The sequence below is a fragment of the Methanobrevibacter sp. genome (assembly GCF_045646045.1).
Taxonomy (GTDB): Archaea; Methanobacteriota; Methanobacteria; order Methanobacteriales; family Methanobacteriaceae; genus Methanocatella.
In genome coordinates, this window is record NZ_JAZRJY010000056.1 from 1 (window position 1) to 16,397 (window position 16,397).

The window sequence follows — 16,397 nt, forward strand, 5'->3', positions numbered from 1 at the left end:
CGTATAATTCGCATTTGTATTTTATCATGTTTTTTATCATTCCTAGGTTTGCTTTTTGTAGTCCTTTGCTGTAATCATGGCCAAGTATCATTTTTTTCAGGTTTAAGTTTTCCATTTTGATTACGTCGTATTCTTTGACTATTCTTTGCTTATTTTGTGGTAATATTCGCGTTTTATGTTGTTTTGTTTGTTTGTGTGGTTGTGTAGTGTTTTTAGTGTTTTTTTGTAGTTTTTTCCTCCGTGTTTTTTTCTTTTTAGGTTTTTTTGTGTTTTTTTGATTTTAGCTTCGATTTCATTTAGTTTTAGCGTGGCTTTTGCATTACGGTCTGAAAGTGTGGCTAATGTTTTAACACGTAAATCGATTCCTACTTCTTTTCTTGTTTTTGATTAGGATAAACACGATGCTTACAAGACATATAAACTATGAAAAAGACTCTCCCATTAAATTACTAACTTTTTATAATACATAGTATAATACTATTTAATATAATAAATAATCGCGAGAGCATTTGACTAGTAATATTTTTGAAAAAAAATATTTACAAAATTTTAATGGTCCTTTTTTGTGAAATTCATCTCCGACCTAAAGAGGTGGGAGTATTCTTTCACATTTAAGATAAAATATTAAGAAAAAATTAAAAAAAATCATGTGGAATGTTCCATATCCTCTAAAAAGCTAGAAAGAAAAACATTCATTTCAATTTCTTCACGTGATATGAAATCATCTAATCTAATTTTAGCCATATCACTTTGAAATGGAAATATATCTTCAAAATATTGCCTTATTTTTAAAATATCATTATCAATGGAAGTTTCCTCATCCAAATTTTTATCTAAAAAATTCATTTGACTTTCAAGTAACTGAGAGACCTCATAGTCAATATAGGGAATTTCTGCATCTTCATCAAAATTTGTTATTTTTACTATCATTATCATACCTCAAATTCTTTCATGAAAGAAGCCAGATCATCCGTGATATTTTCAAGTTCGTTGAAACATAAGTGACCCAATTGTGAATCCATAATAACCAATTCAGAGTTTTTAATCATTTTAGACATTGGAATAGCATCAAGTTCAGGAGGAAAATGAGGATCTTGATAACATGCAATAATAAAGACTTTAGAAGTTATCTTATCCAAGTCCTTTTCAATATCATAATTCATACAGGCTTCATTGCAATACTTGACATCATAGACGTCTAAATACTCGAGGCTTTCTTCACCAAATTCTTCAAAATTAAGGGATAATTCTTCTTTTGACATTTCTCTTAACGATTCTTTTGAAAGACCAAAATTAAATTCAGCCAAACTAGCCAATTTTAATGTTCGTTTTAATGAATTATTATCAATATCATTTCCATAGTTTTCATCCGAAGTTATAATTTCATTTACAAACTTTGATAAAATATAATCATGACCTGCAACTTTATAACTACTTACTCCAGGCATAATGAAGTCTGCAAAATCAGGATATAATATAGCAGATGTTAAAGCTACAAAACCACCCATTGAATTTCCAATAATGCCTAAAACATGATTAATATTAAATTTTTCTGCTAAAAACTGTTTTTGAAAATTTACTACATCTTCAATGGAATATGGTGGAAATTTATTCTTTAAATTAGTTGAAGATGGTGCACAAGATCCAGGTGATCCAAGAGCAGACATTGAAATAAAGAAATATTTATTTTCATCAAATGGTGCATTTTCATACAATAATGGAAATATCTTTTTAACACCAGAAAAATTGCCTAAAGAACCATGACAGTAAATTATCGCATTGGTAATAACATCACCATCATATTTAGGAGTTCCAAATGTCATATATTCAACAGCCACATCATTTAGAATTTTTCCATTTGAAAATTTAAATGAATCCATTGTGTAAGTTTCTCTTTTCTCTTCAAAGTATTCATCTTCACACATTTTGATTCCACCATTAACTTATCTAAAAATAATTTTTAAAAACAAAATATTTAAATTAATCTAACCAATGTAAAAATCAATGAAATATAAAATTCTTGAAAAACCCGATTGTGAAAAAGCATATGAATTAGTTGAAGAAGCCATGCGCAAAAGGGCAACTATAATTGTTTTTGCATGTTGTAAAGTTGAATATGAAGGTCGTGCCTTAAGCCAATTAAATTGGGGAGAACGTATAATATTAATTAAACCTGACGGTTCATTTTTAATACACCAAGATAAAAAAGTAGAACCTGTAAATTGGCAACCCCCAAAATCTAAAACCAGAAGCTATATGAGGGGCGATAGATTAATTCTTGAAAGTCACAGAAGAACACCAAAAGAACTGTTAACTGTAGAAGTAAGACAGGTTCAATTCATCAACTATGCAAATGTTGAAGACTTTGAAGAACTCGAACAAGCAGGATACGAAAAAGATATGAGCGATATGATTATGGAAAGGCCCCATATTATCGAAGAAGGATTTACACCAAAGACCAGAGAGTATAGTGTTGAACATGGGTTTATTGACATATTAGGCAAAGATAGTGATGGAAATCTAATGATTTTGGAATTAAAAGCACGTAAAGCAGGTGTTAGTGCAGTAAAACAAATAAGAAGATACTTACAGGATCTAGAAAATACAGATAACGATTATTTAAAAGAATGTAAGGCTCAAAAAAAGAAAATCAGAGCAGTATTAGTTGCACCATCACTTATGGAAGATGCTCGTGAAATGATTGAAGAGGAAGGTATAGAGTTTGTTAGCGTAGAACCTCCTCGTGAATTGAAAAGAGATAAAAAAGTTACATTGGATGCATTCTAATTTAAGACTGCATCATCAATTCTTTTCATTTCAGCTTCATAATATTTTTTAGTATGTTCATTGGCCGGAATTGAAGTAGTCACATGACATTCTTTTTCCAATTTATAAATAAGATAAGTATCATCATCCAAATCTATTGTTGAATTATCATCCAACAATTCCAAAGTATCCAATTCTTCTATTATTTTATCATATTCTTCCTGTTCTAAAGCAACAACATCATCCAAATCCATTTTCTGGACTTTAGGATTTAATTGTAATGCAATAGCTACAAAACCATTAACCGTTTTATTTGAAATATCAAATTGAGATTTTCTAATTTCATCCATAGAAAATTTAATATGTGTTATAGTTGGTTTAGTAACGGGAATCTCTTTTGATAATCCAATTTGATTGATTTCATAATCATTTTTCCAATTTCCTAACTTATAAACCGCATAATTAATATCATTAACATCAATTTTATTTTCATCTGACATCATATCACATCTTTAATTATATATTATTAATCATTTACTTTAAATATTATAAGTAATATAACTAAATTTTAATGGAGGTTAATCTGTGAAAAAATGTCCTGAATGTGGAAATCCTAGTTATGATGGTGCTCCGGTTTGTGGAAATTGTGGATATAAATTCCCTAAACCAAAAGTAAAACCTGCTACACAAGAAGATATATTTGAAGACAGACCAATAATCGATAAAAGTGGAAATGAAGAAAGTACACTTCAGATTATTAAAGATAATAAAATTGTCATTGGAGCAATTTTACTTATAACCTTAATTGTAATAGGCATAATTATAGCTACAGGACCTACTGCTAATACAACAACCAAAATAGATGGTTCAAATAAATATTCAGACGCTAAAATTTCATTTACATATCCATCCAATTGGAAAGAAGTAAATGGAACTGATGAATTGCATCGTGGAGCGGTATTTTTTGAAGGCAGTAATGGTACTGTAATAGAGTATTATAACGTTACTAGTGAATTTTCATCAATATATCAAATAAATAATGAAAGAATAAGTGCTGCTCAAGCAAGCAATGGATTTATTAATACAATACAACCAATTCAGCTAGATGGAAAAAATGTATCAAATGTGATTATAGCAGACAATGGAGGTAATTTTACAAGATACGTATCATTATTATCTAATGGTAACTTATACGTATTTAAAATAACCGGAAACTCAATAAATGCTACCACATCTAGTGAAATTGAATCTGTATTAAACTCAGTACATATTGGATAGTATGATTCATTCATACTTTTCAATTTAATTTTTAAGTATTTACATGAGCAAAATAAAAATAGCTTTATGTCAAATGAATGTCATTGACAATAAGCAGAAAAATATATCAAAAGCAATTTCAATGATAAGTGAAGCTGCTAGCCATAACCCTGATTTTGTTGTTCTTCCTGAAATGTTTAACTGCCCATATTCTAATGATAAATTTGTTGAATATGCAGAAAACGAAAATACAAGTTTGACATTAGATTCTATTTCTAAACTGGCAAAAAAACATCAAATCTACATTTTAGCCGGATCAATTCCTGAAAAAGAGGATTCTAACATATACAATACAAGTTATTTGTTTGATAAAAAAGGAAATATTATTGCAAAACATCGAAAAATGCATTTATTTGATGTTGACGTTGAAGGAGGAATATATTTTAAAGAATCCGATACATTAACCCCAGGTAATAGATTTACTGTCTGTGAAACTGATTTTGGAAAAATCGGTATCGGAATATGTTATGACGTTAGATTTCCCCAATTAGCTCAGATTAATGTTGGAAAAGGAGCCAACATATTATTCTATCCGGGAGCATTTAACATGACAACAGGACCTGCCCATTGGGAGTTATTGTTCAGATCACGAGCTCTTGACAATCAGGTATTCTGTGTTGGTGTAGCACCGGCATTGAATGAAGATGCCAGTTATCACAGCTACGGACATTCAATTGTTGTTAATCCCTGGGGTGAAGTAATCTGTCAATTAGGCCAAAAAGAAGAGTTAAAAATCGTTGAAATTAATTTAGATGAAATAAAAAAAGTAAGGAATGAAATTCCTGTTTTAAAAAATAGAAGAAATGATTTATATGAAATAATTGAAAAATAATTATTTCATTTTATTTAATCTTTTAACAAACCATTCTTCTTTTCCTGGTTTTTTCTCGGACAATACTTTAATTGCTTTTTCAAGAACTTCAATTTCTTTATCGTCCTGACGTAATTTTCTATATAAAATAGCTAATCTTTTATATGGTGCATCTTTGTCACTTTCAGCCTGAACATATTTTTCATATTCTTTAATGGCTTTTTGAGGATTGGTTGTTTCCATTTCTTTTATGGTTTTCATAGGAATTGTATTTGTTACGACTTTACCTTCAGATTTTGCTTTTTGATTTTTTTCAGCTTTTTTAATTGCTTTATTACAGGATTTTTTAAAGTCCTTATCAGATTCTTCCCTTCTTGCTTTTTTAATTAATGCAATAGATTCATCAGATGCTAAATCAGCACATGCATGTATGGTTGCTAATCTCACACCCCAATCTTCATCTTCCAAACCTTTAGCAATAGTATCCAATTCATCATTAGCTTGAAGTTCACCTAAAGCACGAATTGAGACTTTTCTAACACCAAAATCCTCATCACTTACTGCTTCAGCAAATAAAGGAATAGCTTTTTCATTGTGAGTTTCTTTTAAAGCGAATGCTAAAAATCTTTTATTTTTTCCGGTTTCTGATGTGAATTTAGAAACTAATCTGTCAAATGCAACATTTCCCATATTTCCTAAAATTTCTGCAGCTTTAAATCTAACCTGTGCATTATCATCTGTTGTAGCTTCAATCAATGGGTCAATAGCTGCTTCATCAGTTACTCCAATCAATGATTCAATAGCTTCTTTTCTAACAGTTACATCTTCATTTTTAAGATTTTCAATCGCTTCATTCATACTTAAATTAGGCATTTTTATAACCTCTAATATCAATATATTAATTATTAGATTTCAAAAATATATAATCTTTAAGATAAAACCAAATTGATAACATGATTCATGAGCAGACTAAAAATTATTCAAAAAAAGCAATTTACAAAATACTACATCCATGGGTTAGAGAGTGGTTCGATAATAAATTTGATGACTTTACACCTGCTCAGAAAAGATCTATAATAGAAATACATAAAAATAAAAATATACTGGTTTCATCACCAACAGGTTCAGGTAAAACATTAACCTCTTTTTTATCAATAATAAGTGAGTTAACAACACTGTCTGAAAAGGGAAAACTTGAAGATAAGGTTTACTGCATTTACATTTCTCCACTAAAAGCTCTTGACAATGATATTGAAAAAAATTTAGATGAACCATTAAGAGAAATAGAAGAAATTGCAGGAAAGCCTTTAGGCATTAGAAAAGCTGTAAGAACAGGAGATACAACCCAGTATCAAAGGCAAAAAATGCTTAAAGTCCCACCACATATACTAATTACAACACCAGAAACATTATCCATTCTTCTTGTTGCTCCCAAATTCAGGGAAAAATTGAGTCATGTCAAATATGTTATTATTGATGAAATTCATTCATTGGCCGAAAATAAAAGAGGTGTTCACTTAAGTTTATCCCTTGAAAGACTGCAGCATCTAGTAGGCAATTTTACAAGAATAGGTCTTTCAGCTACTGTTAGTCCACTCGATGAAGTTGCTCGTTTTTTAGTAGGTTATGAATATGGTGTTGAAAGAGACTGTGAAGTCGTTGATATAAATTATTTAAAAGACCTGGATATGGAAGTTATGTGTCCTGTAAGTGACATTACAATTGCTGATGAAGAAGATACTCGCTTAGGACTGTATAGTATGCTTGATGATTTAATTCAGGAAAATAAAACAACATTAATCTTTACCAATACCCGTAGCGGAACTGAAAGGTTTGTTTATAACCTCAAAAAAATGTTCCCAATGAATTATAACAGCAAAAATATTATGGCACATCATTCATCCCTTTCAAAAGAGGTTAGACTAGAAACAGAAAATAGTTTAAAAGAAGGAAAACTTAAAGCTGTTGTATCCTCAACATCATTAGAGTTAGGTATTGATATCGGTTATATAGATTTAGTGGTTCTTATTAATTCACCAAAATCTGTTTCCAGAGCTCTTCAAAGGATTGGGCGTAGCGGTCATAGATTACACGAAAAATCCCGAGGAAAAATCATTGTAACTGACAGAGATGATTTGGTGGAATGTTCTATTCTTTTAAAAAATGCCAAGGAAGGCAAAATCGACAATATTCAAATTCCAAAAAACTGTTTGGATGTATTAGCACAGCATCTTTATGGAATGAGTATTGAAAATATTTGGGATATCGATTATGCCTATGACGTGATACGAAAAAGTTACTGCTATAAAGATCTCACAAGAGATGATTATGAGGATGTTTTAAGTTATATGGGTGGAGAATATCCTCAACTTGAAGATAGATATGTTTATGCCAAAATATGGATTGATTATAAGGAAAATACTTTTGGTAAAAGAGGCAAATTAGCAAGAATGCTTTATTCAACCAATATTGGTACTATTCCCGACAGTTCAGGAGTTTTAGTTAAGTGTGATGGTGAGACAGTCGGTAGAATTGAAGCAGAATTTATGGAAAGACTTAAAAAGGGAGACACTTTTGTTTTAGGCGGAAATACCTACAGATTTAATTATGGTAAAGGGATGACAATCAATGTTTCACCATCAAGCGGACCCCCAACAATCCCTTCATGGTTTTCACAGCAGTTGCCATTATCATTTGATTTGGCAATGGATATACAACGTTTTAGAGCACATATGGATTCTATGTTTCAATATAGAAGGAGTAAAGAGCACATAATGGAATTTATTTATGATTATCTTTATGTTGATGACTTTGCTGCCAATTCAATTTATGAATATTTTGTTGAACAGTTCAAGTTTGCCCAAATACCAAGCAACAGGAAACTGCTGATCGAATATTACCGCGGTTTTGGTGACAGACGCTTTGTAATATTCCATAGCTTGTTTGGAAGAAAGGTAAATGATGCACTCTCCCGTGCAGTAGCTTACTTGGTAGCAAGAAGATACAACATAAATGTTACAATATCCATATCAGACAATGGATTTTACTTAAGTTCAGACAGCAAAATAGGTGGACTTGAATCATTTAGAGAATTGACACCAGAAAATTTCCGACCAATACTTACACAATCCCTTGATAAAACGGAAACATTAGCCAGCAGATTTAGACATTGTGCCGGCCGTTCATTAATGACTTTAAGAAGATATAAAGGAGAATCCAAATCTGTTGGACGCCAGCAAGTACGCGGAAAAATACTTCTTAAATTTGTCCAGGAAATGGATGAAAATTTTTCCATACTTAAAGAAGCAAAAAGAGAAGCTCTTGAAGATTATATGGATGTTGATAATGCGCAAAAAGTAATTGAATGGATTGCATCAGAAGAAATGGAAATAAAAACAATCAATACTGTAATACCAACACCATTTGCATTTAATTTGGTTTCACAAGGTTATCTTGATGTTTTAAATCATAATGACAGAGCAGAATTTACAAAAAGAATGCATTTAGCAGTGCTTGAACAAATTAAGGATAAGCTATCAGATTTGTATTAAATATCGCAAATCTTTTTAATACCAACACATAAATTAATATTCATTAAATTTAGTTAAGGTGAAATAATGACTAACTGGCGTGCAGTAATAATCGGTTTTATATTGGCCGTTTTCGTAAAAGCATTCTTTGGACACTATGAATTTATAGGATTATTAATCGTTGGATTCATAGTAGGTTATATTGCTCATTCAGGAGCTCTTGGTGGGCTTTGGAATGCAGCAGTTGCAGGGGCATTTGGTACGATTGTATCTGCCATACTTTTTGTAATACTTGTTACAGTAGGAAGCAGTTTAACCGGAGTTTTAGGAGGACTTACAGGATTTACAATTTCTGGAATAACTGGTTTATTTGAAGTATTGATGGAGTTAATTTACTATGCAATAGTTATGGGAATTACTGGAGCTGTAGGGGGAGCTATTTCATCAAAAAAATATGGGAGTTAAAATATGGACATAAATAATGATATTGATTGGAAGTCATTAATAATTGGTGCTGCAATAACTGCAGGATTAATCATTATTGCATCATCTACAAAATATGACTGGTTAATGCTATTTTCATCTATAGGATTACTATATGTAGGATATAATGCAAAAAACATAAAATATGGTGCTGCACTTGGTGCATTTGCAGCAACACCTATTGTATATTTAGCATTTATCGGTACATTTGGAGAATTTAATGGTTTTTTCACAACCGAAACAGGTACATTAACATTAGTAATAAGTATCCTACTTATAGGTGCTTTAATTGGTGTTGTTGGTGCATGGGCTAAAAACAGTCGTGAAAAAGCAAAAATAGAATACGAAAAAAAGCAAAAAATTGGAAAAAATAAAAATAAAAAGAAAAATAATAACTAAATTATGTTATTATTTTTTCTAATTCATCTCTTTCTATACCGTTTTTAATTTCTAAAGCAATTCTTCTACCCATACTCATCGGTTTACCATAAGTCAAGTATGAGTAAGGAGATCCGTCCATAAATGTGTTTGTACCACCATCAGTTCTTGCACTTATTTCGAAACAAATAACTTCTAAGTTATCGTTTACTAAAGTTTGCATACAGAATGGTCCGTTTAATCCAGGAGCAACTAATTTTTTAGCACTTTCAGTTAATTTATCAGCAATGTCAAAGACTTGTGGAAGTAATGATTCACGAATTACTGCAGGATGGTTACCGGTTACGACATAAGAAGGACTTAAGTCAATGTCTAATTGATCTTTTGCTGGCATCCTTACAAATCCATCAATACTGGATTCGTATCTTGTATCCATACCCATCAATTCAACTTTATCATCAAGTGCTGAATAGAAATAGTGTATACAGTAATTACAACCGGAAACATATTCTTCAATGTGTGCTGCTTCAACATCAGAATCATCTAACCAGCCACGTGCTTTCATAGCTTCGATTTTTGCATCAAATTCTTCTGTAGAAGATGCGACAAAGTATCCTCTTCCTCCTCTTGCTCCAGGGAATTTTACCATTACTGGCCTGTCGATTTCAGATGGACTGTTATATTTATAAGGAATACGGACATCACCTTCAACAAGCAATGCTCTTTCTTTATCTCTTTCAGCTTCCCATCTTAAAACATCCCTGTTACCGAACATAGGAACATTGAATTTGTCTTCAACATTGTCTAAACCTGCATAAGCTACAAATGAACCATGCGGGACAACAATAGCATTCATGTCTCTTAATTGCTGTTGAACTTCTTCATTGACAATGTCTTTAAATTCATCGACAATGATATATTCATCAGCAACATTAAACCTTTGATAAGGAACTTCTCTTCCTTTTTCGCAGACAATAGCTGTTCTAAAGCCTTCTTCTTTTGCACCTTGCAAGATATGCAAAGAAGTGTGGCTTCCAAGGGTAGCGATAGTTATTTCGTCTTTATCATATTTACTTAAAATCTCCAATATGTCTTCTTTTTTTACTTTACCCATAAAATCAATCCTCGAAGATGATGATAATATTTATGTAATTATAAATTAATAACTGTTTTTATTTAATGTTTAAAAGTAATAATAAACAAAATATATTTGAGGAAAAATTATGCTAATAGGATTAATTTCAGATACACATATTCCAGATAGGGCCAGAATAATTCCCCAAAATGTTTTAGATGCATTTAAAGATGTTGACTTAATTATTCATGCTGGTGATTTAACAATACAAGCAGTTATTGATGAATTGGAAGAAATAGCTCCAGTTATGGCTATTCAGGGAAATATGGACCGAGTTGCAGGACTTGAGTTGCCGAAAGCCAGAACAATCGATGTTGAAGGAGTTAAAATTGGAGTGGCCCATGGTGAAGTTTATCCAAGAGCAGATACCCAACAGTTATTATACCTGGCAAAACAATTAGAAGTGGATATTTTAGTTACAGGACACTCCCACCAACCGAAAATAGAACAGGTCGAAGATGTTTTACTTTTGAATCCTGGAAGTCCTATTGTACCCAGACTTGCAGACAGAACAGTAATGTTACTTGAAGTAAATGATAAAAATGTTGATGTGGAAATAATTAAAATTGGTGCTCCAGTATGTAGCGCACTTGATTTTACACAATATCCGGAGGATTAAGATGGGAAGTAAATGGCAAATGGAAAGAAAAAACGATCCATATTATAAAAGAGCAAAAGCAGAAGATTACCGTTCAAGAGCATCCTATAAACTTAAACAATTAGATAAAAAATACAAAATTATTAAACAGTCCAATACCGTAGTTGACCTTGGAGCTGCACCTGGAGGATGGTCTCAGGTAGCTTTAGAAAAAGTAGGCGAAGAAGGGATTGTAGTCGGTGTAGACCTCAATCACATAAGAGCACTTCCGGAAGAAAATTATTATAGAATAAAAGGAGATTTTACAACACAGGAAGTTCAAGACAAGATTATGCGAGTTATTGGAGGAAAAGCAAAAGTAGTAATGAGTGATGCTTCTCCCGAATTATGTGGTATCAAAAACCTAGACCAATTAAGGTCAATAGATTTGACAAATGCTGTTATTGGAATAGCAGATAACATTCTAGAACAAAAGGGCAATCTTGTTATGAAAGTATTTCAAGGTCCAGAATATAAAGAAATGTTAGATGGGCTAAAAAAGAAATTCAGACAAGTTAAAACAACAAAACCACCATCTTCACGTAAAAAAAGTTCTGAAATGTATGTTGTTGGTTTAGGATTTAAACATCGAGTAAAAAAATAAGGAAAAAAGATTAAAGATTATCAAATGCCATGCGAGCATCAGATAATTTCTGTTTAGCAAATGTAATCCTACTATCCACTTCATTAGATGGTTTATTAGCATCAAGTGCGGATTGAACATTATCAATAGCCGATTTTGCTCGGGACAATTCTAACCTTGCATCATTATATTTTTGAATTTTATCCTGACTACCGGAATAATAAGTTGACTTTACAGAATCAAATTTTGATTCCAAATCGCCATATTGTGATTTTAAATCAGCCAAATCATCATATTGATTTCCGGAGGAAATTTTATCAGTAATTGATTCATTTACAACACTAAAACTAACATAAGCCACAACAATAATTGTAGCAACAATCATGATAATTCCAACAACTGAAATTAACATAGAAGTAGATTTAAATAAACTTAATCTAGATTTTCTCATAATACCTCATTATCCAATTTAATATATCATAATATTTTATTAATTTTAATATATAATATTTACCGAAAATATTCTTTGTAACACCAAAAATAAATCAAATCCATAATTTTAATATCAATATTATCATCATAATTTAAATTTCGACATAATTATACCATAAAATTTGAACAAATACAGTAAATATATTTAAGTTAAAAAATATATTATTTAATAATAAATATTTTTCAATGAGTGGATAATATGATTGATAAAAATATAAATTATAATAAGTACTTTTTAAGAATAATCAAAGATTTTGATGAGTCTACAATACTCAATCCGAATTTAAATGGTGTTGAAAAGCCTAAATTAAATAAAAATAAATTAACAATAAAAAAAGACAATATTGAAGAATTCTGCAAACAGAATTCAATTTCAGAAAATATACTTTTTTTAGCAAGTACTGCATTAGCATTGAATAAATTTAATTTTTCTAATAAAAATTTGTTATTTCATGAAAATAATATTATTTTTACAACCAACTTTGAAAATAGGAATATATCCATTAAAGATTATTTAATACAAATCCAAAATGATTATCTGGAAAATTCAAAATATTCTAAATTTTCAACTGAGGAAATAATTGATGAATATAATCTCCAGCCAGAATTCTATTATGCTTTTGATAAAGACTTGGATTTCAATTCTTTTAAATATAAATATAATTTTTACTTGAGTATTCAAAAAACTAGTGCAGAATTCATATTATCCTCTTATTATAATGACCAGTTATATTCTGACAGTTATGTCGATTTATTCTTAAAAAGCATTAACACAATAATAAATCAATTTTTATCAACCGATATTTCCAAAAAAACATTATCCGACATTTCTCTTGTTGAAGAAAAAGTAGCTATTGAATTTAAAGAAGTTAAAAATCCATTCATACACAAACGTTTTGAAAAGCAAGCTGAGAAAAAACCTGACAATTTTGCTCTTGTTTCAAATGGTGAAAAATTAACATACAGTGAACTTAACCAAAAGGCAAACAGGATTGCCAATGCACTTATCAAAAAAGGAATAAAACCAAATAGTAATGTTTTGGTAATGATTCACAGAAATAGTGATTTAATTGCATCCCTTTTAGGTATTTTGAAGGCAGGATGCGCATACATTCCAATAGATTTGGAATATCCCCAAGAGAGAATTGACTACATTTATGAAAACAGTCAGGCAGACTACATCATTTCTGACGAAGATAATGACAATTCATTGAACGTTAAAGAATTGCTCAAGGAAGAAAATATTGAAAATCCCGATGTTGAAATTTCCCCTGATGATTTGGCATACATGATTTACACTTCAGGTTCAACCGGAAATCCTAAGGGAGTTATGATTTCCCATAAAAACATTACAAACTTATTCACACATGATGAGGATAACAGATTATGCCATATTTATAATAACATGAATAAAACCCTTGCACTAAGTACAGTTTCATTCGATGCATTTTTGCTTGATTTCATGAGCCTGACATTTGGTCTGGAAGTTGTTTTGGCAAATGATAGTGAAACCAAAAACATTACGGATTTAACTAAACTTATACAAAAGGAAAAGCCTGATGCACTTACATTCACTACACCATCAAGATTAAGGGAATATCTTGATAATGAGCAATTCAATAAGGAATTTTCCTCATTTAAGTATGTTGCAATTGGTGGGGAAATGGTGCCTCAGGATTTAATTGCATATGTTTTGGAAAATAGTGAGGCTGAAGTTTATAACATTTACGGACCTACAGAAACAACTGTAATATCCAATTCATGCAGAATTACTGATGCAAAAAATCTTACTGTTGGAAAGGCATTGTACAACTATATGACTGATGTAAGAGACATCGACGGTGAAATATTGCCTCCTGGTGTAATGGGTGAGCTTTATATTGGTGGTTATGGAGTAGCTGGAGGATACTATAACCTCCCTGACAAGACAGAAGAGGTATTCCTTGAAATCGATGGCATTCCATACTACAGAAGTGGAGATTATGCAATAAAACTTCCAAATGATGAAATCGTTATTAAAGGCAGAATTGACAATCAAATCAAGTTAAGAGGATTGAGAATAGAAATTGGAGAAATTGAATCAAACATCTCCGATTATCCAAATATAAAAGAAAATATTGTTGTAATTAAAAAAATCAACAATACAGACCATCTGTGTGCCTACTTCACAACTGAAAATGAAATTGACATTAATGATTTGAAAGAATACTTAAAAGAAAGATTAACCAAATATATGGTTCCGACAGTATTCATGCATATGGATGCAATGCCAAAAACACCAAACGGAAAAACAGACGTAAAAGCACTCCCTAAACCTGTGCTCACTCTTGAACTGATTCCTCCGGAAACTGAAATCGAAGACAAATTATTCAATATAGCATCCAAAATTTCAAAAACCACGGAATTTGGTGTGACCGACGATTTATATGCTATAGGATTTACATCATTATCATTAATGCATTTTGCTTCCAACATTTATGAAGAAATGGGCTTCAATATAAATATTTTCAAATTGCTTGATGAACCGACAATTAGAAATATTGTAGATCTTATTGACAATGCTAAAGACTCTGTTGATTTAGATAAAATTATAGAAGAGTCTAAAGATTCAATGTATCTTCCGTTGACTGCAAATCAGATGGGTGTATACTACGAATGTGTTCAGAACCCTGACGTTCCTCAATATAACATTCCTAACCTGCTTAGATTTGACAAGTCAATTGATGCTGAAAAATTAAGAGAAGCAGTCATTAAAACAATTGAGGCATATCCTTATCTTAAAACAAGGATTGTTATGCATGGTGATCAGTTAATGCATAAGCGTGATGATTCAATTGCTATAGAAGAAATTCCAATCGTTGAAGTGCCAAGCATCAGCGATGAAGAGATTCAGGTTCTCAATACCAAAATGTTTGACTTGTTGGGAGACCAGTTATTTAGAGCCAAGATATATGTGACTGATGATGAAGTTATATTGTTTATTGACATACATCATATAATAACTGATGGTGAATCTATTGACAAGCTATTTAGAAGCTTTGCCGCCGCTTATGAAGGTAAAGAAATCAAAGCAGAAATTATTGACGGATATGCTAATGCATTGATTGAAGCAGAAAATGAAAATGGTGAAGAATACAATGCCTCTAAAAAGTATTTCCATGATTTATTAACACAGGAAGTAGACTCAACAATCCTTACTCCTAATCTGAATGGAAATCCTGATGAGGGAAATCTGGAATCAGTATCTAAAAAAATCCATCCTCAGCTGGTTAAAAAATTCTGTGCTGATGAAAGAATAAGTCCTAATGTCTTATTCATGTCAAGTGTTCTATTGAACTTAAATAAATACACTTTTTCAGATAAATCATTAATTACCACTATTTATAACGGCAGAACAAGTTCAGATTACTTCAATACTCAGGCATTTTTAGTTAAAACTCTGCCTATATTGGCTATTAATGAGGACAGAAATATTTCTGTTAAAGAACTCTTAAATCAAACTTCTGAAATTTGGAAAGAAACTATTAAACATTCTCATTATCCATATACAAAAATTTCAGAAGAGTTCCAGTTAAAACCTGAGTTTATGTATACTTACAATAATCTTGATGAAGAGATAATCACAATAAACGGTAAAGATTATCAGTATACTCATTTGGAAACCCTTGAAACTAATTATAAAATAACATTTGATGTTAACGAAAGTGAAGACTTTATAGAGTTGTCAGTATTATATAATGACCAGCTATATACTGAAATGTACATTAAAGTATTCTTAAATGGTGTTTTAAATACTATAGAACAGTTTATCAGCGATGACATCGAAAACTTAAAAATCAATGAAATTGAATTAAATAAAAATTATGAAATCCCTGTTTTCACTCCTGTGGAAAATCCATTTATCCACAAACGCTTTGAACAGCAAGTTGAGGAAAATCCTCACAAGATTGCTCTTGTTGCAGAAGATGCTACATTAACTGCTGATGAACTTAACCAAAAAGCAAATAAAATAGCTAATGCTTTGATTAAAAAAGGTGTAAAACCTAAAAGCAATGTTTTGGTAATGCTTCACAGAAACAGTGATCTTATAGCATCAATATTGGGTATTTTGAAAGCGGGTTGTACATATATCCCAATTGATTTGGAATATCCTCAGGAAAGAATCAACTACATTTATGAAAACAGTCAGGCTGATTATATCATTTCTGATGAGGATAATGACAATTCACTCAACGTTAAGGAACTGTTAAAAGAAACAGATGCTT

At 31.0% G+C, this 16,397-nt stretch carries 15 protein-coding genes and 1 pseudogene; 9 read left to right on the forward strand and 7 right to left on the reverse strand.

The window, feature by feature from the left end; all coding sequences use genetic code 11:
- Positions 1-138: 138 nt before the first annotated feature.
- The 3 genes and pseudogenes from ACKI5C_RS03360 to ACKI5C_RS03370 form a co-directional block, all read right to left on the reverse strand.
- A pseudogene (locus ACKI5C_RS03360) lies at positions 139-372 on the reverse strand (transposase); the annotation flags it as partial.
- 273 nt (positions 373-645) lie between these two features.
- A complete protein-coding gene (locus tag ACKI5C_RS03365; protein ID WP_407431807.1) occupies positions 646-930 on the reverse strand; it encodes a DUF5750 family protein in 285 nt (94 codons plus the stop codon).
- A 2-nt stretch (positions 931-932) separates the two neighbouring features.
- Entirely contained in the window at positions 933-1,925 is a 993-nt protein-coding gene (locus tag ACKI5C_RS03370) for an alpha/beta fold hydrolase (RefSeq protein ID WP_407431808.1), read from the reverse strand.
- Between the two features lie 79 nt (positions 1,926-2,004).
- Between ACKI5C_RS03370 and nucS the strand changes: the two genes are divergently transcribed.
- A complete protein-coding gene (gene nucS, locus ACKI5C_RS03375; RefSeq protein WP_407431809.1) occupies positions 2,005-2,787 on the forward strand; it encodes an endonuclease NucS in 783 nt (260 codons plus the stop codon).
- Here the strand turns inward: nucS and ACKI5C_RS03380 are convergent.
- The gene (locus ACKI5C_RS03380) at positions 2,784-3,266 is read right to left on the reverse strand and encodes a hypothetical protein (protein WP_407431810.1); all 483 of its coding nucleotides are present in this window, start codon (positions 3,264-3,266) and stop codon (positions 2,784-2,786) included. The genes nucS and ACKI5C_RS03380 overlap by 4 nt on opposite strands.
- An 85-nt stretch (positions 3,267-3,351) precedes the next feature.
- Here ACKI5C_RS03380 and ACKI5C_RS03385 point away from each other — a divergent pair, with 85 nt between their 5' ends.
- Positions 3,352-4,044, forward strand: coding sequence for a PsbP-related protein (locus ACKI5C_RS03385; protein ID WP_407431811.1), 693 nt, complete (start codon positions 3,352-3,354; stop codon positions 4,042-4,044).
- Between the two features lie 43 nt (positions 4,045-4,087).
- Positions 4,088-4,915: a carbon-nitrogen hydrolase family protein gene (locus tag ACKI5C_RS03390; protein ID WP_407431812.1), complete on the forward strand. Its 828-nt coding sequence runs from the start codon at positions 4,088-4,090 to the stop codon at positions 4,913-4,915.
- Here ACKI5C_RS03390 and ACKI5C_RS03395 read toward each other — a convergent pair whose 3' ends face one another.
- Positions 4,916-5,767 carry a HEAT repeat domain-containing protein gene (locus ACKI5C_RS03395; RefSeq protein WP_407431813.1) on the reverse strand — a complete coding sequence of 284 codons (852 nt, stop codon included), beginning with the start codon at positions 5,765-5,767 and terminating at the stop codon, positions 4,916-4,918. It abuts the gene before it with no gap.
- Positions 5,768-5,847: 80 nt separating this feature from the next.
- On the opposite strand from ACKI5C_RS03395, the gene ACKI5C_RS03400 reads away from it, so the two are divergent.
- The 3 genes from ACKI5C_RS03400 (at position 5,848) to ACKI5C_RS03410 (ending at position 9,306) form a co-directional block, all read left to right on the forward strand.
- Complete coding sequence (locus ACKI5C_RS03400; protein ID WP_407431814.1) at positions 5,848-8,445, forward strand: ATP-dependent helicase; 2,598 nt, start codon at positions 5,848-5,850, stop codon at positions 8,443-8,445.
- A gap of 66 nt (positions 8,446-8,511) precedes the next feature.
- Complete coding sequence (locus tag ACKI5C_RS03405; RefSeq protein ID WP_407431815.1) at positions 8,512-8,889, forward strand: DUF5518 domain-containing protein; 378 nt, start codon at positions 8,512-8,514, stop codon at positions 8,887-8,889.
- 3 nt (positions 8,890-8,892) lie between these two features.
- Positions 8,893-9,306, forward strand: coding sequence for a hypothetical protein (locus ACKI5C_RS03410; RefSeq protein WP_407431816.1), 414 nt, complete (start codon positions 8,893-8,895; stop codon positions 9,304-9,306).
- A gap of 1 nt (position 9,307) precedes the next feature.
- Here the strand turns inward: ACKI5C_RS03410 and ACKI5C_RS03415 are convergent, their stop codons facing one another.
- Entirely contained in the window at positions 9,308-10,399 is a 1,092-nt protein-coding gene (locus ACKI5C_RS03415) for a formate--phosphoribosylaminoimidazolecarboxamide ligase (RefSeq protein ID WP_407431817.1), read from the reverse strand.
- Between the two features lie 109 nt (positions 10,400-10,508).
- On the opposite strand from ACKI5C_RS03415, the gene ACKI5C_RS03420 reads away from it, so the two are divergent.
- Both ACKI5C_RS03420 and ACKI5C_RS03425 read left to right on the forward strand, forming a co-directional pair.
- Complete coding sequence (locus ACKI5C_RS03420) at positions 10,509-11,039, forward strand: YfcE family phosphodiesterase (protein WP_407431818.1); 531 nt, start codon at positions 10,509-10,511, stop codon at positions 11,037-11,039.
- A gap of 1 nt (position 11,040) precedes the next feature.
- Positions 11,041-11,661: an RlmE family RNA methyltransferase gene (locus ACKI5C_RS03425; protein ID WP_407431819.1), complete on the forward strand. Its 621-nt coding sequence runs from the start codon at positions 11,041-11,043 to the stop codon at positions 11,659-11,661.
- Positions 11,662-11,671: 10 nt separating this feature from the next.
- Here ACKI5C_RS03425 and ACKI5C_RS03430 read toward each other — a convergent pair whose 3' ends face one another.
- Positions 11,672-12,091 carry a hypothetical protein gene (locus ACKI5C_RS03430; RefSeq protein WP_407431820.1) on the reverse strand — a complete coding sequence of 140 codons (420 nt, stop codon included), beginning with the start codon at positions 12,089-12,091 and terminating at the stop codon, positions 11,672-11,674.
- Between the two features lie 240 nt (positions 12,092-12,331).
- Between ACKI5C_RS03430 and ACKI5C_RS03435 the strand changes: the two genes are divergently transcribed.
- Positions 12,332-16,397, forward strand: a 4,066-nt coding sequence (locus tag ACKI5C_RS03435; protein WP_407431821.1) for an amino acid adenylation domain-containing protein, incomplete at its 3' end; no start/stop codon positions are given.